Origin of the sequence: Acidovorax carolinensis (assembly GCF_002157145.1) — a bacterium.
Classification (GTDB): domain Bacteria; phylum Pseudomonadota; class Gammaproteobacteria; order Burkholderiales; family Burkholderiaceae_C; genus Acidovorax; species Acidovorax carolinensis.
In genome coordinates this window covers 1,820,029-1,839,549 of record NZ_CP021361.1, presented here as the reverse complement: position 1 = coordinate 1,839,549, position 19,521 = coordinate 1,820,029, and the positions used below count along the sequence as shown (strand labels likewise).

The following is a 19,521-nucleotide window of genomic DNA, read 5'->3' as shown; positions in this document are numbered from 1 at the left end:
GGCTCATTGCCCCATGTACCAATACACCCACTTCGACAAGCAATTCGTCCAGCTGCGCGCCCAGCAGTTCCGCGACCAGATCGAACGCTGGCAGCGCGGCGAGCTGACCGACGAACAGCTTTTGCCGCTGCGTCTGCAAAACGGCTGGTACATCCAGCGCTACGCACCCATGGCACGCATCGCCGTGCCCTATGGCGAGATCAGCAGCACGCAATTGCGCATGCTGGCGCGCATCGCCCGCGACTACGACAAGCCCAGCCCTGAGCTGCTGGCACACGCCCAGGCCACCCAGGACGAGCTGCAGGCCGCCCAGCCCGGCCTCACGCTGCACGCCGCGCCGCTGCAGTACGGATACGGCCACTTCACCACCCGCACCAATGTGCAGTTCAACTGGATTCCGATCACCCAGGCCGCCGACGTGATGGACCTGCTGGCCAGCGTGGGCATGCACGGCATCCAGACCAGCGGCAACACCATCCGCAACATCACCACCGAGGCGTATGAAGGCATTGCCGAGGACGGCATCGTCGATACGCGCCCCTTCGCCGAGATTGCGCGCCAGTGGAGCACGCTGCACCCCGAGTTCGCCTTCCTGCCGCGCAAGTTCAAGATCGCCTTCAACGGCTCCTCTGAGGACCGCGCCGCCACCGGCTGGTACGACATCGGCGTGCAGGCCACCAAAAATGCAGCGGGCGAGGTGGGCTTCACCGTCAAGGTGGGCGGCGGCATGGGCCGCACGCCCATCATTGGCAGCGTGGTGCGCGAGTTTCTGCCCTGGGACCAGCTGCTCAACTTCATCGAGGCCGTGATCCGCGTCTACAACGGCTACGGCCGCCGCGACAACAAGTGGAAGGCCCGCATCAAGATCCTGGTGAAGGCCGAGGGCCAGCAGTTCATCGACGCGGTGGAGGCCGAATACAAGGCCATCGTGGAGCAGGACGGCGCCCCGCACACCATCACCCAGGCCGAACTCGACCGCGTGCAGGCCTTCTTCGTGGTGCCCGAACTGAAACCCGCCAACCTGCCGTCGAGCGTTGCCACCTCCGGCCAGCTCTACCAGCGCTGGCTGCAGCAGAACGTGCGCGGCCACCGCCTGCCCGGCATGAAGGCGGTCACGCTGTCGTTCAAGCGCGTGGGCTTCGCGCCTGGCGATGCCGATGCCGACACCATCGCCGCCCTGGCGCAGCTGGCCGACCAGTTTTCAGCCGGTGAGGCGCGTCTCACGCACGAGCAGAACCTGATGCTGCCCTGGGTCTTCGAGAGCGACCTGCCCGCGCTGTACGAGGCCGCTCGCAAGCTGGGCCTGGCCCAGCCCAACATCGGCCTGCTGACCGACCTGATCGCCTGCCCGGCGGCGACTTCTGCTCGCTGGCCAACGCGCGCTCGCTGCCCATCGCGGCGGCACTGACCGAGCGCTACCAGGACCTGGACGAGGTCTTCGACCTGGGTCCCATCGACCTGCACATCAGCGGCTGCATCAACTCCTGCGGCCACCACCACAGCGGCCACATCGGCATCCTCGGTGTGGATAAAGATGGCAAGGAGTGGTACCAGATCACGCTGGGCGGCGCAGACGGCAGCCAGCTGTCCGGCCCGGCCCTGGCGGGCAAGGCGGTGGGGCCCTCGTTCTCGGCCTCCGAAGTGCCCGACGTGATCGAAGCCGTGCTCACCACCTTCCGCGAACTGCGCAAGCCCGGCGAGTTCTTCATCGACGCGCTGCGCCGCATCGGCCACGAGCCATTCAAGGCCGCCGCCAACGGCGCACGCCACCCCAAGCAGGCCCAGGAAGAAACCGTTACCGAGCACGCAAGCGAGTAATTACTATGAAAATAATAGCTTCCAGCGCAATACCCACCAGCGCAGAAACCGAAAAATTGCTGCAAATCGCCAACGATGCCGACCTGGCCGCGCTGGCCGCCAGCGGCGCCCTGCAGGGCGTGGAGCGCATCGACCTGAGCTTCCCCAAGTTCACCGACGGCCGCGCTTTCAGTCAGGCCGTGCTGCTGCGCCGCCGCTACGGCTTTGCGGGCGACATCCGCGCCACGGGCGACGTGCTGATCGACCAACTGGTGCAGATGGCGCGCAGCGGCTTCACCAGCGCCGTGCTGGCCGAAGGCCAGAACCCCGAGGCGGCCGAGCGCCAGTTCGCGCGCTACCGTGCCTTCTACCAGGGCGACGCGCTGGAGCCGCGCCCCCTGTTTGCGCGGACGGTTGCGCGGGAGGCCGCATGATCCAGCACGATCTCGCGGACATCAACGCCACGCTCGGCCACGACGCCCCCGGCCTGGTGAAGTGGGCACTCGGCCTGGACCAGACTTCCATAGTCACCACCAACTTCCGCCCGTTCGAGGCGGTGATCCTGCACATGGTCACGCAGGTGAGCCCCCATGTGCCCGTGGTGTGGATGGACAACGGCTACAACACCGAGGCCACCTACCGCTATGCCGACGCGGTGACGAAGCAGTTGGGCCTGAATCTGCAGATCTACCTGCCGCGCCGCTCGCGCGCACACCGCGAGGCGGTGGACGGCCCCACGCCCGCGCTCGATGACCCGCGGCACGCGGCGTTCACCGCTGAAGTGAAGCTGGAACCCTTCGCCCGCGCGCTGCGCGAAACCGCGCCCAGGGTGTGGTTCACCGCGCTGCGCGCCACCGACACCGCCGTGCGCGCGCAGATGGACCCCGTGAGCATCAACCCCGATGGCCTGATCAAGGTCGCGCCGCTGCTGCACTGGTCGTCCAAGGACCTGCACGAATACTGCGTGCAACACGGCCTGCCCAACAACTTCGACTACGTGGACCCGACCAAGGGCGAAGACAACCGCGAGTGCGGCCTGCACCTCGCCCACTAACCCCAACGCTCGTCTCACCATGAACGCCCGCACCGATGCTGCGCTGCTGCAGAACAACCACATGAGCTACCACCTCAACAACTCGCACCTCGATGCCCTGGAGGAAGAAACCATCTTCATCCTGCGCGAAGTGGCCGCCGCCTTCGAGCGCCCCGCCCTGCTGTTTTCGGGCGGCAAGGATTCGCTGGTCATGCTCAAGTGCGCCGAAAAAGCCTTTGGCACCAAGGCCAGCGGTGGCGGCATCCCTTATCCGCTGCTCATGATCGACACGGGTCACAACTTCCCCGAAGTGACGGACTTCCGCGACTTCCGGGCGCAGGAGCTGGGCGCGGAACTCATCGTGCGCAGTGTGGAAGATTCGATGGCGCGCGGCACCGTGCGCCTGGCGCACCCCGGCGAATCGCGCAACGTGCACCAGTCGGTCACGCTGCTCGAAGCGATTGAAGAATTCCGCTTTGACGCCCTGATCGGCGGCGCCCGCCGCGACGAAGAAAAGGCCCGCGCCAAGGAGCGCATCTTTTCGCACCGCGACAGCTTCGGCCAATGGCAGCCCAAGGCCCAGCGCCCCGAGTTGTGGACACTGTTCAACACCCGCCTGCAGCCCGGCGAGCACTTTCGCGTGTTCCCCATCAGCAACTGGACCGAGCTGGACGTGTGGCAGTACATCGACCGCGAGCAGATCGGCCTGCCCAGCATCTACTACACGCACAAGCGCCAGGTGGTGGACAAAAAGGGCCTCTTGATGCCCGTGACCGAGCTGACCCCACCACGGGAAGGCGACGTGGTGGAAACACGCGACGTGCGCTTCCGCACCGTGGGCGACATCACCTGCACCGCACCGGTGGAGAGCACCGCCGCCACCCCGGCCGAGATCGTCATCGAGACCCTGGCCGCCGACGTGAGCGAACGCGGCGCCACCCGCATGGACGACAAGACCAGCGACGCGTCGATGGAAAAGCGCAAGAAAGACGGGTATTTCTGATGACCACTAACAATTCGATAGCTGCCAGCGCTTATCCATCAAGCGCTATTGGCCAAAACGACCATATTTCTGCGCTGAAGTTCATCACCTGCGGCAGCGTGGACGATGGCAAGAGCACGCTGATCGGCCGCCTGCTGGTGGACAGCAAGGCCGTGCTGCAAGACCACCTGGCCGGCGTGCAGCGCGGCGGTGAAACCGACCTGGCCCTGCTGACCGACGGCCTCAGCGCCGAGCGCGAGCAAGGCATCACCATCGACGTGGCCTACCGCTACTTCGCCACCGAAACGCGCAAGTTCATCATCGGCGACGCGCCCGGCCACGAGCAGTACACCCGCAACATGGTCACGGCCGCCAGCAGCGCCGATGCGGCCGTGGTACTGGTCGATGCCACCAAGCTCGACTGGAAAAACCCCGAGCTCGCCCTGCTGCCCCAAACCCGCCGCCACAGCCTGCTGGCCCACCTGCTGCGCGTGCACTCGCTGGTGTTTGCCGTGAACAAGCTCGATGCGGTGCAAGACCCCGTGCTGGCCTTCAAACACATTCAGGGCGCACTGGCGGCGTTTGCCCAGGCCGCAGGCATTGCCGTGCGCGCGACGGTGCCCGTGTCGGCCCTCAAGGGCTGGAACGTGGTGAACGCCCACGCTGGCTGGTGCGGCTATGACGGTCCTACCCTGCTGCAAGTATTGGAAGAACTGCCCAACACCCCCGCCGACACAGCGCTGGCACCGGCCTTCCCTGTGCAGTGGGTCGAAAAGTTCTCATCCTCGTCCGACACCTCTCAGGGTCGTCGTATTTTCTGGGGCCGCGTGGCCGCCGGCAGTTTTGCGCCCGGCACGGCGGTGCAGATCTTCCCCAGCGGCCAGCTCGCCACGGTGGCCCAGGTGCTGGACCACGCCCGCCGCCCCAAGGACGTGCCCGCAGGCACCAGCGCAGGCATCATCCTCGACCGCGAGGTGGACGTATCGCGCGGCGACTGGATTCTGGCCGCGCCCACCGCCGCAGCAACCCCTGCCGAGGACGACTTTGGCGACACCCCAGCGGCCGTGCCCGCATGGCCCGCCAGCCGCGAGCTGCGCACCACCGTGGCCTGGATGGACGACGAGCCCCTGGTCGCAGGCCGCGTGTACTGGGCACTGCATGGCCACCGCTGGGTCAAGGCCAAGGTGAAAGCCGTGGTGCACAAGCTCAACATCAACACGCTGGCCGAGGAATCGGCCACGCAGCTCGACCCCAACGCCATCGGCCATGTTCAGCTCGTGCTGCAAGAGGCCATTCCCGCAGCCGCATTCAGCAAGGCGCGTGTCCTCGGCTCGCTGATCCTGGTGGACACCGCCAGCCACAAGACGGCCGGAGCGGTGCTGATCAACTGACCTGCATCAATCCACTGAACCCACACTGGCCGCAAGGCCCCTCTAATCTCGTCGGTGAAAGCTTCTAAAATAAAGGGTTTTCACCGACCCACACAACTTCTGCCATGACCCACGTCGTTTCCGAAAACTGCATCAAGTGCAAGTACACCGATTGTGTGGACGTGTGCCCCGTGGACTGCTTCCGCGAAGGCCCGAACATGCTCGTCATCGATCCCGATGAGTGCATCGATTGCGCCGTGTGCATCCCCGAGTGCCCGGCCAACGCCATCTTTGCCGAAGAAGACCTGCCGGCCGACCAGCTCGCCTTCATCAAGCTCAACGCCGACCTGGCTTTTGCCGACGGCTGGAAGAGCATCACCAAGCGCAAGCCCGCCCTGCCCGACGCCGACGAGTGGAATGGCAAGCCCGGCAAGGTCAACGACCTGATCCGCTGATTGCGCCCGCGGCGCCCATACCTGCGCCCCACCGCTTGAACACCGCCACCTCCCATCTGGCCCCCACTGCTGCTGACGCCGTCGTCATCGGCGCGGGGCCTGTCGGGCTTTTTCAGGTTTTCCAGCTGGGCCTGCACGGCCTGCGCGCCCACGTCATCGACGCGCTGCACCACCCCGGCGGCCAGTGCGCCGAGCTGTACGGCGACAAACCCATCTACGACATTCCCGCCATTCAGGTCTGCACCGGTAACGAGCTGGTGCAACGCTTGTACGCGCAGATCGAGCCCTTTGCCCCCACGTTCCACCTCGACCAGCAGGTGAACACCGTGCAGGCCCAGCCGGGCGGCGGCTTCCTCGTCGGCACCGCGCAAGGCACCCAGCTGCTGGCGCGCACCGTGTTCATCGCCGCTGGCGTGGGCGCCTTCATGCCGCGCGCCCTCAAGCTGCCCGGCCTGGAGGCTTACGAGGGTGGCCAGCTGCGCTACCGCGTGGACGAAGGCACCAGCCTCGCCGGCCAGCGCGTGGTGGTGCACGGGGGCGACGAACCCGCCGTGCAGCAAGCCATTGCCTGCGCCACCGCCCCCGAGGCACAACGCCCCGCCCGCACCACGCTGCAACACCGCCGCGACGTATTCGACGCACCGCCCGCCCTGCTGGAGCAACTGCAAACCCTGCGCGCCGCGGGCCGCATCGAGGTCGCCATCGGCGTGGCCAGCGGCATCGTCGAAGAACAGGGGCGCCTCACAGCGCTGGAGCTGACCACGCCCGAGGGCCAGCCGCTGCGCCTGCCGCTGGACCTGCTGCTGGTGCGCCTGGGCCTGGTGCCGCGCCTGGGCCCCATTACCGAATGGGGCCTGCAACTAGAGCGCAAACAGCTCGTGGTGGACCCCGCCACCTTCGCCACCAGCACGCCCGGCATCCACGCCGTGGGCGACGCCATCACCTATCCCGGCAAGCGCAAGCTCATCCTGAGCGGTTTTCACGAAGCCACCCTCGCCGCCTTCGCCGCCGCCGAATGGCTGGCGGGGCACAAGCTGCCGCTGGAGTACACGACGAGCAGCGAGAGATTGCAGGGGTTGTTGGGGGTGTGGAAACCGGGGAACTGACAACGGGGTTTTGCCCGTTGCGGGGGTGCGGGGTGCGGGTTTCATGGTCGATGGCGGGTTTCGACCCGTTGCAGCAATTCACACCAAAGGCCCACGCCGTCGCCTGCCGGTGAATTCGGTCTGTGCAACGCATGACGGTTTTCGGCGCAACAGGCCCATCTGCGGCACGCAAAGTACGTGCTTTGCATGGCGTCGAACTACCCCGCTCGCGCACCGCTGTAAAATGAATGGTTAGCGAAAGAACCGTCATGGCCGCGGCCATGGAAGGCTTTCATTCTTGAAACCAAAGGTGGTGAAGATGAACAAGCCTTTCATTTCTCTGTGCCCCGAGATCACCCGGGCCAACGCGCTGACTCTGATGGACTGGCTGGAAGACGAGGACGTCACCCGCTACCTGAGCGATTCGCGCCACGTCTCCCGGTTCATCGAGCAGGTCATCGGCCGGGTCCAGCTACCGATCCTGACCCATTTGTTCAACCAGGGTGGCCGGTTCTTCATGGCCTACGACCAGCAGGACGTGCCGGTTGGCTTCGTGCGCCTCGTCAAGGCAGGCCCGGACTGCGAAATGGTTCTGGTCATTGGCAACCGCGACAACTGGGGCCGCAAGCTCGGCGCCAGCGCCATCCGCGAAGGCATGAAGCTCGCGTTCTTCGACATGCGTGCCGAGAAGCTCATCGCAAAAATTCACCCCGACAATGCGCGATCGCTGAAGGCCTTCCTGCACAGCGGCTTCTTGCTGCAAGGCGAAACGCCTGCGATGAATTCTCTCGTCATGAACTCGGAGCGCTACTTCCGGCTCTTGCGCGAAAGCCCGGCGGCGCACACCTCCGACATCTACATCACGGAGATCGACCAGGCCCGGCTCAGGAGTCTGGTCGAGCTCGAACGGGGTTCGGATATTTTTGAACTGGAGCATGAGATCGAGCGGGCCATCGTCGTCGATCCACGGCAAGTGGCGCAGGATGTCGTCACGATGAACTCCAAGGCCTTGCTGCAGGTGGACAACCAGGAAATGGAAGTGGCGCTGGTGTACCCGGAGGATGCAGACGACCGAGCCGGGAAACTGTCGGTTTGCTCCGGCATCGGCACCGCGATCCTGGGCTACAAGGCGGGCGATGCATTCAGCTGGCGTATTCCGAACCGAACCTGCCATATCCGGATTGCGAAAGTGCTTTACCAGCCGGAAGCTGCCGGCGATTTCCACCTGTAAGTCTGCACACTGCGCCACTGCCGCAGATCGCGCGTGGGCGCGTGGGCAGCTTGAGATTCAGCGGTCAAGTGGATTGTGCCGGACGCACGCACAGCGCCGTCACGGAGTGCAGCGGGGTAAATGACTCCTGGCCGATAGCTGGCCACCCTCCACAGCATATTTCCCCGCCCCGATAGAATGCGCCCCGCACCGCCGCAAGGCGCTGCACCGCTGGGGGTGCCCGGCAGCGCCAATGCTGCACGGGCTGAGACAGTCCCTTTGAACCTGATTGAGATCATCCTCGCGCAGGGAAGCCCGCCCCTCATTTCACGCCCTTGACCGCGCGTGGCCGGGGTCTTCCTTGCGCTGCAACGCACGGCACTGCCAAGGAATCCGCATGAGCACCCGCACCCCATCCGCCAACGAGGCGCTGACACCCGTTTCCAGCGAGCGGCGCGTCTTTGGCTGGCACGACCACGCCTCGCTGTGGTTCAGCCTGGGCGTGGGCCTGCTGGTGATGCAGGTGGGCGCCTATCTCATGCCCGCCCTCGGAACCAGGGAGGCCCTGTGGGCCATCGTGGCTGGCTCCATTCTGGGAGCTGGCTTGCTGGGCTGGGTGGCCAGGCTGGGCTGCGACAGCGGACTGGCCAGCGCGGGCCTGATGCACGCGGTGTATGGCCGCACCTTTGCGGGGCTGCCCATCATCCTGAACATCGTGCAACTGGTGGGCTGGGGCACGTTCGAGCTGGTGGTGATGCGCGATGCCACGGTGGCCATCGGTCAGCAGTCGGGCACCATGGCGGGCGAACATTGGCCGGTGCTGGCCACGCTGCTGTGGGGCGGCGTGGTGATGCTGCTGATCAGCGGCTCGATGGTGCAACTGGTGCGCAAGGTGATCGCGCGCGTGGCGCTGCCGCTGGTGGTGCTGTCGCTGCTGTGGCTGAGCTGGCAGTTTGTGTCGCTGGCGCAGGCCCACGGTTTTGAAGCGCTGTGGAACCGCAAGGGTGACGGCGGCATGGGCGTGCTGCCCGCGCTCGATCTGGTAATTGCCATGCCGATCTCGTGGCTGCCGCTGGTGGCCGACTACGCCCGCCATGGCAAAAGCGGCGGCGCCGCCCTGCGCGGCACCTGGCTGGGCTATGCGCTGGCCAACATGTGGTGCTATGGCCTCGGTGTGCTGGTGGCGCTGACCTTGCCCAGCAAGGACCTGGTGCAGGCCTTGCTGCTGGCCCAGGGCGGGCTGATTGCGCTGTCGCTGATATTGATTGACGAAGTGGACAACGCCTATGGCGACACCTATTCGGGCGCCGTGTCAGCCCACAGCCTGCTGCCGCGCTGGAGCGTGCGCCGCTGGGGCCTGGCCGTGACGGCGTTGTGCACTGCCCTGGCGCTGGTGTTGCCCATGCACAGCCTGGAGCCGTTTTTACTGCTGCTGAGCTCGGTGTTCGTGCCCTTGTTCGGCGTCATTCTGGGGCGCCTGGCTTTTGGCGCCAATGCACCGGCGTTGCTGGCAAGGGCCCGCCCCATCCATTCGACCCCCGTGGTGCTGTGGTTGCAGGGCATTGCGATGTATCACCTGGCGCCCAAACTGGTGCCCGGGTTGGGTTCCGCCTTGCCGACGTTGGTGCTGAGCTTTCTGCTGGCCTGGGTGACGCGTCCACGGCAGGCATGAGAAGCCCTGGCAGCTCGCCTGGGTCTGCGCAAGTTCACTACATTTTTGATAGCTGCTAGCGCTTATTCCAAAAGCGCTAGAGGCATAAAACACCCAAAACCAGCCTTCAGCCGCGCAAAACCAGCTGCACCACCGGCGCATACCCGTGGTTCAGCGGCCCGTGGCCCTGGCCGGTGTGTACGTCGGCACCGGCGGCAATGGCGCCCAGGATGTAGGCGCGGGCCTTTTCCACCGCCTGCGGCAGTTCGTGGCCCTGTGCCAAAAATGCCGCAATGGCCGACGACAGCGTGCAACCCGTGCCGTGACCGTTGTGCGTGGCGATGCGGGCGCTTTCGAGGCGCTTGCGCAGGCCACCCCGCGTGGCCAGCAGGTCCACCACAAGCTCGCCTTTCAGGTGCCCGCCCTTGAGCAGCACAGCGGGTGCTCCGAGGGCCAGCAGGTCTTGCGCGGCGTCGTCGAGCGCACCGATGCCTTCGATCTCACGGCCCAGCAGCAGCGCGGCTTCGTCAAGATTGGGCGTGACCACGGTGGCCAGCGGAAACAGCTCGTTCACCAGCACCTCCACGGTTTCACTGGCGATCAGCCGGTCGCCGCTGGTGGCCACCATCACCGGGTCAAGCACCACGTGGGGAAGGCGGTGAGCGCGGATGGCCTGCGCCACCACGCGCACCACTTCGGGCGTCGCCAACATGCCGATCTTGACCGCGTCCACCCCAATGTCCTGCGCCACGGCGTCGATCTGTGCGCGCAGCATGTCGGGCGGAACTCCATGAATGCCCGTCACGCCCAGCGTGTTCTGCGCGGTGATGGCCGTGATGGCCGTCATGCCGTAGCAGCCCAGGGCGCTGAAGGTCTTGAGGTCGGCCTGGATGCCCGCGCCGCCGCCGCTGTCAGAGCCGGCGATGGACAGCACGCGCACGTAGCGCGGCTGCGCCAAAACGGGGGTCGTTGGAATTGTCATGGCAAAAATTATGGCCTATGCGCCAGGTCAATTCGGCGCGCAGAGGGATATGCTGTAATTCCCGCTTACGGACGAAACAGGGGTGTCCCGCCAGTGTGGCGCGCGACTGAGAAAGACCCTGGAGCCACGAGACGACAAGTTCTCACAGCGCCTGCAGGTGCTGGGCTCCGCTACCCGATCCAGGTCATGCTGGCGTGGGGAGTTTCCAGCAACGGCACAGCCCCGTTTTGTCCTCCTGTTGCCCACAGAAGGACGCATGAATCTCCAACCTTCCTCCATTGTCATTCTGGGTGCCGGCCTCATGGGTCGGCTGCTGGCTGTTGAGCTGGCCCGCCAGGGCCACGCGGTCGAGGTTTTCGATAGCGGCGGGCCCGCGGCCGAACATGCCGCAGCGCCCGTTGCCGCCGCCATGCTGGCGCCGCTGGCCGAATCGGCCGTGACCGAGCCGGGTGTCGTGCGCATGGGCCAGTATTCCCTGCCGCGCTGGCGCGAGATGCTGGCCGCGCTGGCGCAACCGGTGTTCTTTCAGCAAGAAGGCACGCTGATCGTCTGGCACCGCCAGGACGCCGCCGAGGCGCAGCGCCTGAAGCGCCTGCTGGAGGCCACCCAGACCACTATTCCCGATCTGCCCGCGATGCAGGTGCTTGATGGCGCGGGCGTGACGGCGGCGGAACCCACCCTGGCACACCGCTTTACGCAGGGGCTTTATCTGCCCGGCGAAGGCCAGCTCGACAACCGCCAGTTGCTGGCCGCCCTGGCGCACGAGATGGACCGCCTGCAGGTGCGCTGCCACTGGCACACGCCGCGCGACCCCGGTGAATTCTCGCCCGGCACACCCGGGCAGGCCGACTGGCTGCTCGACTGCCGCGGCCTGGGCGCGCGCGGCCAATGGCGTGCCCTGCGCGGCGTGCGCGGCGAAGTGGTGCGCCTGCACGCGCCCGAAGTCACGCTGCGGCGCCCCACCCGGGTGGTGCACCCGCGCTACCCAATCTACATTGCGCCCAAGGAAGACCACCTGTTTGTGATCGGCGCCACGGAAATCGAGTCCGACGATCTGTCGCCAGCCAGCGTGCGGTCGACCCTGGAGCTGCTGAGCGCTGCCTACGCCGTGCACACAGGCTTTGCCGAAGCCCGCATTGTGGAAATCGCCACCCAGTGCCGCCCCACCTTGCCCGACAATCTGCCTGCCGTGCGCCAGCCGCGCCCCCAGGTGCTGGAAGTCAACGGCCTGTACCGCCACGGCTTCATGATCGCCCCGGCCATGCTCGATGTGGTGCTGCAACTCATGGCCACGGGCCAGTCGCCGCTGGCCTCCCGCTTTGATCTTGCCTTGCCCACCGGAGACGACACGCGCGCGTTGCCATGAACATTCTGATCAACCAGACGCCCCACGAACTGCCTGACGGCGCCACGCTGGCCGATGCCATCGCCACCGTGGCGGCGCGGCCGCCCTTCGCGGTTGCGGTCAACACCGTTTTCGTGCCCAACACCCGCTACGCCCAGCAACTGCTGCAGGCGGGCGACCGCGTGGAAATCATCTCTCCTGTGACGGGTGGCTGACGCCACCGCTTGCCATGACCCCTTCTAACTCCGATGACACCCTGGTCCTTTATGGCCAGTCTTTTACCAGCCGCCTGCTGCTGGGCACGGCCCGCTATCCATCACCGAGCGTGCTGGAGGCCGCGGTGCAGCGCGCACGCCCGGCCATGCTCACGGCATCGCTGCGCCGCCAGGGCAGCCATGGCGCCGAGGCAGGCACCAGCTTCTGGGAGCTGCTGCGCCGCATGAACGTGCCCATCCTGCCCAACACCGCCGGCTGCCACAGCGTTCAAGAGGCCATCACGACAGCGCACATGGCGCGCGAGGTGTTCAACACCCCCTGGATCAAGCTGGAGCTGATTGGCGACGACTACACGCTGCAGCCCGACACGCTCAACCTTGTGGAAGCCGCCGCGCAGCTCATCAAGGACGGCTTTCAGGTGCTGCCCTATTGCACCGAGGACCTCGTGCTGTGCCAGCGCCTGGTGGATGTGGGCTGCCAGGCCGTGATGCCCTGGGCCGCCCCCATTGGCACCGGGCGCGGACCGGTCAATCCCTATGCGCTGCAGCTGCTGCGCGAGCGCCTGGAGGTGCCGCTGCTGGTGGACGCCGGCCTGGGCCTGCCCTCGCACGCTTGCCAGGTCATGGAATGGGGTTACGACGGCGTGCTGCTGAACACTGCCGTTGCACTGGCGCAAGACCCCGTCACCATGGCAGGGGCTTTTGCCGATGCCGTGCGGGCGGGGCGGTCCGCCCGCAAGGCAGGCGCCATGGCGGCCCAAGACACCGCACAGGCCAGCACCCCGGTGCTTGGCACTCCCTTCTGGCACCACGCCCACGAATGACACCCATGAGTGATGTCCACGCCATGCTGCAACAGATTTTGCAGAACCATGCCGCCGCGTTTCCCGGCTTTCCTGCCCAGCCCACGCCAGCGTCCACATCGCCAGATCCGGTGTACCAAGCGGCCTTGCAGGCATGCAGCGCCCTCGGGTTCATTGCCCACGATGCAGAGTGCGTGGCCCGCGCCTGGCAGGCACGCAGCGTGCGCACCGGCCGCTTCGCACCAACGCCCTGGCCTGATGAGCCCCAGGATTTCGGCCTGCAGCCTGCCCCACGGCGCATTGCTTTTGCGCCGTGTCCGCGGCAGTTGGGGCTGTATGCCGTGCTGCCCGATGCCGCGTGGGTGGGGCGCATGGCCCGGGCGGGCGTACCCACCGTGCAGTTGCGCTTCAAGTCGGACGACCCGGCCGCCGTGGCGCGCGAGGTGGCAGCGGCCGTGCAGGCGGTGCAAGGCACGCCCGCGCTGCTGTTCATCAACGACCACTGGCGCCAAGCCATTGAGGCCGGCGCCTATGGCGTGCATCTGGGGCAGGAAGATCTCGACGCCCTGCACCCCAGCGACCTTCAGGAGCTCCAGGCATCGGGTCTGCGGCTGGGGATCAGCACGCATGGCTACGCCGAAATGGTGCGCGCTGACGCTGTGGGGCCCAGCTATGTCGCATTGGGAGCGGTGTTTCCCACCACGCTCAAGAAGATGGCCACTGCGCCGCAAGGCGTGGGGCGCCTGGCGGCTTACGCGCGCCTCATGGGGGGATATCCGCTGGTCGCCATTGGAGGCATTGGCGCCGAGCAGTTTGGCGAAGTGCTGGGCACCGGCGTGGGCTCCATCGCTGTGGTACGGGCGCTGGTCAACGCACCCGATCCGGAAGCGGCGGCCCGTGCGTTGATGGCTCGCCTGGCCGCGCCGCAGCGCATTCAGCCAGAATCAGCGCCATGAGTTAACCATGCAGCGCGGTAAGTCGGGGGCGCTGCCACGCCAGATGACAGCGGATGTATCCCGCGCATGGCAACACCAACCCATCGCGCCGGGCCGCGCAGGGCAACAGCACCTCACGCCTTGGGTTCTGTTTTGGGTTGGTCGAGTTCGAGGCGCGCTTCCACCAGATCGTTGGCGATGCCAAAACCGATGGGCTGGCCTGGCGGCGGCGGCGCAGTGACCGGTGCGGGTGGCAGGTCGCTCAGCGTCAGATGCGGAGGATCGGACAGATCCAGGTCCAGTTCCAACTCCAACCTGGGCGAATCCGGGCGTGCGCTGGCTTGCGAGGCCACGTTCCCAGGATCACCTGCCGAGGGTACATGCTGGCCAAAATCAAACTCCAGGCTGGCTGCCAGCGAATCCAGGGGCAGATCGACAGCAGCCACCGCAGAAGCCACAGGCTTGCGGCCGGCAGGCGCTGACACCCCCGGGCGGTCAAACGGCAACGCCAGCGGTGTGGTGCGCATGCGTGGAGGGGGAGCCCCGCGCGCGCTGGCCGGGGTGGTCTGGGCAATGGCCCGCAGCAATAGCAGGTCGTCAAACGCAGCCAGGTCAAACGGAGCAACAGTGGCGCGGCCGTCCTTCAGGAACAGAAACTTTTCGAGCAACTGCAGCACCGAAGACGAGGTCCACACTGCCTCGATGGCGGCCAGTTCGTCGATGTAGTCCTCCAGGGCTCGGCCCTTGTTGCTGAACGCGGGAAACTCGGGGACTTGCGCATTGAAGTGGCGGCAGAACTGCTCACGAAGCTGGGCAAAGTCATCGGCGCGACCGAGCTTGTGATAGAGCCGCAGGAGTTCCCGATAGGCCGACGGCGAGGTTTGCTGATGCGCGGCAATGTGCTTTTTCAGCACATCCACGGCCTGATCGTGCTCTCCCACAGAAACAAAAAACTCCGCCTGCTGCTGAATGTCAAATAGCTCTTCCGGGTTGACGATTTGGGAGGGGGTTTCGAGGCGAGGACCGGTTTCTGGCACCGATACTGGCTGCGGCGTGCGCTCTGGCGTGGATGCCGCCGAAACTACCGTTGCATGGAAGGTCGGCTTTTCCGAATGGAGGAGGTAGGTATCGTCGCCAAACGGAGACGAGTCTTCTGGCACCCAGGTGTCATGGGGATGCGGCGTCAGGCCATGAGGGTCATGGGCGTCGTGCCGTCCTGCATCGGTGTGTCTGGCGCTCAACGCCACCGAATCTCGCCAGGCCTGGATGGCCAGGAGGGAATCACGGCGCGCCCGGGTCCAGACCCAGGCCAGCACGCCCAGAGCCAGCGCCAACGCAGCCATCAAGGCATAGACCAGCCCGGAGGAAAAGCGCTGGTCCTCGATCAACGCAAGTCGCTGCTGGAGCTCGGCCATCGAGGCGCGCTCGGCGGTCGATTTGGCACGCATAGCAGCCATCTCGGCCTCCAGCGCACGAACACGCTCGTCGTCTTGCGGCACCCCGTCCAGGGGCGCATTCATGGCCTTCCAGGCTGCTGCCGCCTCCTGCCGCTGTGAGGCCGACGCCTGCGAAGGCACGGCACCCATGTCGGCGGAAGGCCGCAGGCCAAGCGACGGTTCAGCCAGGGCATCCAGCGGCTCCATGACCAGCCTCGAGCGCTCTCGCACTGGCGGAAGCGGCGGCGTGGTCACCTTGGCGGTGCGCTCTTCGCGTTCAGGTGCTTTGCGCACAACCTCCCGCGGCGCGCGCGGTGGTGCCATGCGGGCGGTTGGCCTTGCGGCCTGCGGTCTGATGGGGACCGAAGCTGCTGCTTCACGCTGTTCCAGGGGATCGGCAGGTGCCTGCACAACGCGGCGGCGCATGGCGGATGGCGACACCGGGCGGTCGACACCCGCCTCGGAACCACGGGCCCCTGCAGCGGGAACCGACGCCAGCTGGTCAATATTCACCACGCGGCCAGGAACATGTGCGACGGGAAGGTCGGCCAGGAAAGTGTAGGTGCGCGTAACTTTGCCCGAGCAACCAGCCGACAACGTGACGGTGATGACCGGTTCATTCACCGAGCCGACCACTTGAACCCGCACAGATGGCGAGCGCCCCGGCATCACGGGAAGCGGTGACACCCGGACTCTGGCGTCACCGACAGGGGCGTCGCCGAAAGCCACATCTGCCGTAATGCAGGACGAGGCGATGTCGGATCCCGCATCGGGCTGCACATCGAATGCGAGGTCGACCGGTGCACCAAGGATGACGGATCCCCGGCTCTGCCCGAGCGAGATGGCAGCGGCACCACCGACCGCCATCCAACAACCGACCCCAAAAATTACGTTACGTATATTCACAACAATTTCTTTTTTTGCCGTGATCATTTTTGCACACAAGTGCATTGAAACACCAACGCCATAATGCCGCCATGAAAAATCAGTTTCCCATTGTCGGCATCGTAGGCGCGGGCGCCATGGGCCGTGGCATTGCTCAGATCGCTGCCCAGGCCGGCAGCCAGGTTCTTTTGCTGGACATGCAACCGAATGCCGCCGAATCGGCGCGCAGCAGCATCCTGGCCCAATGGCAACGCCTGCTGGAAAAAGGACGCATTTCCGTTGAGCAGGCCGCTGACTGGGGCAATCGACTTCAGCCGGTTGCCGCCTTAAACGACCTGGCTTCATGCGACCTGGTCATCGAAGCCATCGTGGAGCGCCTGGATGCCAAGCAGGCACTCATCAAGCAGCTGGAGGCCGTGGTGGGGCCGCAGGCCGTTCTGGCAACCAACACCTCGTCGCTGGCGGTTACCGCCATCGGTGCCGCGTTGCAGCGGCCCCAACAGCTGGCAGGCTTTCACTTCTTCAACCCGGTGCCGTTGATGAAGGTGGTGGAGGTGATCGCCGGACTCAAGACCGCCCCGGCAGTGTGCGAAGCACTTGCCCAGTACGCACGCCAGATGGGCCACACCCCGGTGCAGGCGCAAGACACTCCGGGATTCATCGTCAACCATGCCGGACGGGGATTCGGCACCGAGGCCTTGCGCATCGTCAGCGAGGGCGTGGCCGACTTCGCCACCATCGACCGCATCCTGCGTGACCAGGTGGGCTTCAAGCTCGGCCCGTTCGAGCTCATGGACCTGACGGCACTGGATGTGTCCCACCCCGTGATGGAATCCATCTACCACCAGTATTACGAAGAACCACGTTTTCGCCCCAGCGTCATCACCGCGCAGCGTCTGGCGGGCGGATTGGTTGGTAAAAAAGTTGGCGAAGGGTTTTATCGCTATGAGAGCGGCGTGGCGCAGGTCCCCGCCGAGCCGGCCACTCCCGAGGTGGCCAGCATTCCGCCAGTGTGGGTATCGACGCGCGCAGCGCGCCGTGCAGAGCTTTACCAACTGCTCAAGGACCTGGGCGCCACCATCGAAACGGGCGCTTCACCCTCGCAGACGGCCATCTCGCTGGTGGCACCGCTGGGTTTCGACATCACCACGGTGGCCGTGGTGGAGCGGCTCGATCCCGCGCGCACCATCGGCATCGACATGCTGATCGACGACGCCGCAACGCGGCGGCGCGTGCTTGCCACCAACCCGGCCACCCGCGTGGATATTCGTGACGCAGCCCATGCCCTCTTCGCCCGTGATGGCAAGGCGGTGAGCGTGATCCGTGACAGCGGTGGCTTCGTCACCCAGCGCGTGGTGGCCACCATCGTGAACATTGCCAGTGATATCTGCCAGCAGCAGATCTGCAGCCCGCGTGACCTGGAAACCGCGGTCACGCTGGGGCTGGGCTATCCGCTCGGGCCGCTGGCCATGGGGGACCGCTGGGGGCCGACCAACATCCTGGAAGTGCTGTTCAACATGCAGACGGTTTATGGCGATCCACGGTATCGCCCCAGCCCCTGGCTGCGCCGGCGCGGTGCGATTGGCCTGAGCCTGGCACATGTTGAAGAGCACTGAGGCCGCCCTTAACCCCACCGCCTGCAAAACCCCATGCCCGCACAACTTCAAGCCTCCCGCGAGGGCCAGACTCTGGTTCTGACCCTCAGCAACGCGGAGCAGCGCAACGCCATCGACCCCGTCATGTACGCCGCGGGCATCGAAGCGCTCAACGTCGCCGAGAGCAGCACCGACGTGCGCAGCGTCGTCATCACCGGCGCGGCGGGCATGTTCTGCTCGGGCAGCGATCTGATGCGCCTGCAAGCCCACCGGCAGGCCGATCCGCAGGTGCAGGCGCAGAACATCGAAGGCCTGCACAGCTGGATCGAGACCATTCGCACCTTTCCCAAGCCCGTCATTGCAGCGGTCGAAGGCACAGCGGCTGGAGCCGGATTTTCGCTGGCCCTTGCCTGCGACATGGTGGTGGCGGCCCGCAATACGGTGTTCATGATGGCTGACAGCAATGTGGCCCTGTCGCCCGATGGCGGTGCCAGCTGGAGCCTGGCGCAGTCGCTGCCGCGCCAGCTGGCCACCGAGATCCTCATGTGCGGCGACCGCATTGCGGCAGAGCGCCTGCACGCCCTGGGTGTCGTCAACCGCCTGGCCGAACCCGGCGGCGCCTTGACGATGGCCCTGGCGCTGGCAGAGCAACTCAACGCGCGGGCACCCAACGTGCTGGCCAGCATCAAGGAACTGGTGGGCGACGCGCCCCACAACCAGCTCGCCACGCACCTGGCAAGCGAGCGGGACCATTTCGTGAAAAACCTGCACCATGTCAACGCTGGGGTCGGCATTGCGGCCTTTCTGGACAAGCGCATGCCAGTTTACGAATAGCGCCCTCGCCCATTGCACATACATCCCTGCACACCCCGACGCCCGCAAGGCTTCGGGGTTTTTTTGTTCTGCGCGAACGGCAGACACGCAGGTGACAACCCTGACAGTTGGCACCCGTCCCTGACGCGACAATGGCCGTGTTTCTAGTCACACACAAGACAGACCATGGACGACCCGATTCTTACTATCGAAGAACGTGAAGCGATCAACTCAGGTCGCTGGTTTTCATCCCTCTCACCATCCCTTCGACACGACATCCTGCGATGTGCCTACGTCAAACGCTTCAAGGATGGCGGCCTCATAGCCGCCCGCGGCGATCCGCCCGAGGAGTGGATTGCGTGCGCGCGCGGTGCGGTGCGGGTGAGCTCCACCTCCATTTCCGGCAAGCAGATCACGCTGACCTATGTCGAGCCGGGCATCTGGTTCGGCGACGTGGCGATTTTCGACGGCGACCGGCGCACGCACGACGCCTATGCACATGGCGACACCACCATCCTGTGTGTGGCCAAGGCCGACTTCAAGAAGATCCTGGCTGCGCACACCGAGCTGTACGAAGCCATGTTGCGCCTGCATGCGCGGCGCATTCGCCAGCTGTTCGGGCTGGTGGAAGACCTCAACACCCTGCCCTTGCGATCGCGCCTGGCCAAGCAGCTGGTGCACCTGGTGCGCAGCTATGGGGTGCCCAGCCTGTCGGACGGAAGCGAAATGCGCATCGGCCTGCAATTGGCGCAGGAAGAACTGGCACAGCTGCTGGGCGCATCGCGCCAGCGTGTGAACCAGGAACTCAAGGCCATGGAACGCGAGGACGCCATTCGCATCGAGCCGGGTGGCCTGGTGGTGCGCGACCGCGCAGCCCTGATGCGCATTGCCGAAACCGACAACTGACGTCTCTTGGGCACCGCCCTTCC

17 protein-coding genes, 1 pseudogene and 1 riboswitch are annotated in these 19,521 nt (G+C 65.7%); of the genes and pseudogenes, 16 read left to right on the top strand and 2 right to left on the bottom strand.

Annotated elements, in window-relative coordinates; all coding sequences use genetic code 11:
- The first annotated feature begins 13 nt into the window (after nt 1-13).
- From CBP34_RS08625 to CBP34_RS08585, 9 genes and pseudogenes are all read left to right on the top strand, one after another.
- Nucleotides 14-1,818, top strand: a pseudogene (locus CBP34_RS08625) (nitrite/sulfite reductase).
- 5 nt (nt 1,819-1,823) lie between these two features.
- Nucleotides 1,824-2,231 carry a DUF934 domain-containing protein gene (locus CBP34_RS08620; protein ID WP_094097790.1) on the top strand — a complete coding sequence of 136 codons (408 nt, stop codon included), beginning with the start codon at nt 1,824-1,826 and terminating at the stop codon, nt 2,229-2,231.
- Entirely contained in the window at nt 2,228-2,851 is a 624-nt protein-coding gene (locus CBP34_RS08615) for a phosphoadenosine phosphosulfate reductase domain-containing protein (RefSeq protein ID WP_094097789.1), read from the top strand. The genes CBP34_RS08620 and CBP34_RS08615 overlap by 4 nt, the downstream gene beginning before the upstream one ends.
- Before the next feature lie 19 nt (nt 2,852-2,870).
- A complete protein-coding gene (gene cysD, locus CBP34_RS08610; protein WP_086912252.1) occupies nt 2,871-3,833 on the top strand; it encodes a sulfate adenylyltransferase subunit CysD in 963 nt (320 codons plus the stop codon).
- Complete coding sequence (locus CBP34_RS08605; RefSeq protein ID WP_094097788.1) at nt 3,833-5,203, top strand: sulfate adenylyltransferase subunit 1; 1,371 nt, start codon at nt 3,833-3,835, stop codon at nt 5,201-5,203. The genes cysD and CBP34_RS08605 overlap by 1 nt, the downstream gene beginning before the upstream one ends.
- A 104-nt stretch (nt 5,204-5,307) precedes the next feature.
- Nucleotides 5,308-5,637, top strand: a complete 330-nt coding sequence (gene fdxA, locus CBP34_RS08600) for a ferredoxin FdxA (RefSeq protein ID WP_086912250.1) — start codon at nt 5,308-5,310, stop codon at nt 5,635-5,637.
- 35 nt (nt 5,638-5,672) lie between these two features.
- Nucleotides 5,673-6,743 (top strand): NAD(P)/FAD-dependent oxidoreductase, encoded by a 1,071-nt coding sequence (locus CBP34_RS08595; protein WP_236748543.1) that lies wholly within the window; start codon nt 5,673-5,675, stop codon nt 6,741-6,743.
- A gap of 298 nt (nt 6,744-7,041) precedes the next feature.
- Entirely contained in the window at nt 7,042-7,953 is a 912-nt protein-coding gene (locus tag CBP34_RS08590) for a bifunctional GNAT family N-acetyltransferase/nucleoside diphosphate kinase regulator (RefSeq protein ID WP_094097787.1), read from the top strand.
- A gap of 202 nt (nt 7,954-8,155) precedes the next feature.
- Nucleotides 8,156-8,261: riboswitch (TPP riboswitch) on the top strand.
- 68 nt (nt 8,262-8,329) lie between these two features.
- Complete coding sequence (locus CBP34_RS08585) at nt 8,330-9,604, top strand: purine-cytosine permease family protein (RefSeq protein WP_086927495.1); 1,275 nt, start codon at nt 8,330-8,332, stop codon at nt 9,602-9,604.
- Between the two features lie 106 nt (nt 9,605-9,710).
- Here CBP34_RS08585 and thiD read toward each other — a convergent pair whose 3' ends face one another.
- Nucleotides 9,711-10,565: a bifunctional hydroxymethylpyrimidine kinase/phosphomethylpyrimidine kinase gene (gene thiD / locus CBP34_RS08580; RefSeq protein ID WP_094097786.1), complete on the bottom strand. Its 855-nt coding sequence runs from the start codon at nt 10,563-10,565 to the stop codon at nt 9,711-9,713.
- A 256-nt stretch (nt 10,566-10,821) separates the two neighbouring features.
- On the opposite strand from thiD, the gene CBP34_RS08575 reads away from it, so the two are divergent.
- From CBP34_RS08575 to CBP34_RS08560, 4 genes are read left to right on the top strand one after another with little or no spacing between them, the layout of a single operon-like run.
- Entirely contained in the window at nt 10,822-11,931 is a 1,110-nt protein-coding gene (locus CBP34_RS08575; protein WP_094097785.1) for an FAD-dependent oxidoreductase, read from the top strand.
- Nucleotides 11,928-12,125, top strand: a complete 198-nt coding sequence (gene thiS / locus CBP34_RS08570; RefSeq protein WP_086912244.1) for a sulfur carrier protein ThiS — start codon at nt 11,928-11,930, stop codon at nt 12,123-12,125. Before CBP34_RS08575 ends, thiS begins: the two co-directional genes overlap by 4 nt.
- Before the next feature lie 14 nt (nt 12,126-12,139).
- The gene (locus CBP34_RS08565) at nt 12,140-12,949 is read left to right on the top strand and encodes a thiazole synthase (RefSeq protein ID WP_094097784.1); all 810 of its coding nucleotides are present in this window, start codon (nt 12,140-12,142) and stop codon (nt 12,947-12,949) included.
- 5 nt (nt 12,950-12,954) lie between these two features.
- Nucleotides 12,955-13,884 (top strand): thiamine phosphate synthase, encoded by a 930-nt coding sequence (locus tag CBP34_RS08560; protein ID WP_094097783.1) that lies wholly within the window; start codon nt 12,955-12,957, stop codon nt 13,882-13,884.
- A gap of 113 nt (nt 13,885-13,997) precedes the next feature.
- On the opposite strand, the gene CBP34_RS08555 is transcribed toward CBP34_RS08560, so the two are convergent.
- On the bottom strand, nt 13,998-16,166 hold the full coding sequence (locus tag CBP34_RS08555) for a hypothetical protein (protein ID WP_094097782.1): 2,169 nt from the start codon (nt 16,164-16,166) through the stop codon (nt 13,998-14,000).
- Between the two features lie 110 nt (nt 16,167-16,276).
- On the opposite strand from CBP34_RS08555, the gene CBP34_RS08550 reads away from it, so the two are divergent.
- The 3 genes from CBP34_RS08550 (at nt 16,277) to CBP34_RS08540 (ending at nt 19,498) form a co-directional block, all read left to right on the top strand.
- Nucleotides 16,277-17,800, top strand: a complete 1,524-nt coding sequence (locus CBP34_RS08550) for a 3-hydroxyacyl-CoA dehydrogenase (RefSeq protein ID WP_094097781.1) — start codon at nt 16,277-16,279, stop codon at nt 17,798-17,800.
- 33 nt (nt 17,801-17,833) lie between these two features.
- Nucleotides 17,834-18,613: an oxepin-CoA hydrolase, alternative type gene (locus tag CBP34_RS08545; RefSeq protein ID WP_094097780.1), complete on the top strand. Its 780-nt coding sequence runs from the start codon at nt 17,834-17,836 to the stop codon at nt 18,611-18,613.
- 165 nt (nt 18,614-18,778) lie between these two features.
- Nucleotides 18,779-19,498 carry a Crp/Fnr family transcriptional regulator gene (locus CBP34_RS08540; RefSeq protein ID WP_086912239.1) on the top strand — a complete coding sequence of 240 codons (720 nt, stop codon included), beginning with the start codon at nt 18,779-18,781 and terminating at the stop codon, nt 19,496-19,498.
- Nucleotides 19,499-19,521 lie beyond the last annotated feature (23 nt).

Bases quoted from the DNA above. Each gene is read 5' to 3' on its own strand.
- CBP34_RS08555 (WP_094097782.1), bottom strand. From the start codon at position 16,166: ATGGCGGTCGGTGGTGCCGCTGCCATCTCGCTCGGGCAGAGCCGGGGA.
- CBP34_RS08565 (WP_094097784.1), top strand. From the start codon at position 12,140: ATGACCCCTTCTAACTCCGATGACACCCTGGTCCTTTATGGCCAGTCT.
- fdxA (WP_086912250.1), top strand. From the start codon at position 5,308: ATGACCCACGTCGTTTCCGAAAACTGCATCAAGTGCAAGTACACCGAT.
- CBP34_RS08585 (WP_086927495.1), top strand. From the start codon at position 8,330: ATGAGCACCCGCACCCCATCCGCCAACGAGGCGCTGACACCCGTTTCC.
- CBP34_RS08545 (WP_094097780.1), top strand. From the start codon at position 17,834: ATGCCCGCACAACTTCAAGCCTCCCGCGAGGGCCAGACTCTGGTTCTG.
- CBP34_RS08590 (WP_094097787.1), top strand. From the start codon at position 7,042: ATGAACAAGCCTTTCATTTCTCTGTGCCCCGAGATCACCCGGGCCAAC.
- CBP34_RS08540 (WP_086912239.1), top strand. From the start codon at position 18,779: ATGGACGACCCGATTCTTACTATCGAAGAACGTGAAGCGATCAACTCA.
- CBP34_RS08575 (WP_094097785.1), top strand. From the start codon at position 10,822: ATGAATCTCCAACCTTCCTCCATTGTCATTCTGGGTGCCGGCCTCATG.
- cysD (WP_086912252.1), top strand. From the start codon at position 2,871: ATGAACGCCCGCACCGATGCTGCGCTGCTGCAGAACAACCACATGAGC.
- CBP34_RS08620 (WP_094097790.1), top strand. From the start codon at position 1,824: ATGAAAATAATAGCTTCCAGCGCAATACCCACCAGCGCAGAAACCGAA.
- CBP34_RS08550 (WP_094097781.1), top strand. From the start codon at position 16,277: ATGAAAAATCAGTTTCCCATTGTCGGCATCGTAGGCGCGGGCGCCATG.
- CBP34_RS08605 (WP_094097788.1), top strand. From the start codon at position 3,833: ATGACCACTAACAATTCGATAGCTGCCAGCGCTTATCCATCAAGCGCT.
- CBP34_RS08615 (WP_094097789.1), top strand. From the start codon at position 2,228: ATGATCCAGCACGATCTCGCGGACATCAACGCCACGCTCGGCCACGAC.
- thiS (WP_086912244.1), top strand. From the start codon at position 11,928: ATGAACATTCTGATCAACCAGACGCCCCACGAACTGCCTGACGGCGCC.
- thiD (WP_094097786.1), bottom strand. From the start codon at position 10,565: ATGACAATTCCAACGACCCCCGTTTTGGCGCAGCCGCGCTACGTGCGC.
- CBP34_RS08560 (WP_094097783.1), top strand. From the start codon at position 12,955: ATGAGTGATGTCCACGCCATGCTGCAACAGATTTTGCAGAACCATGCC.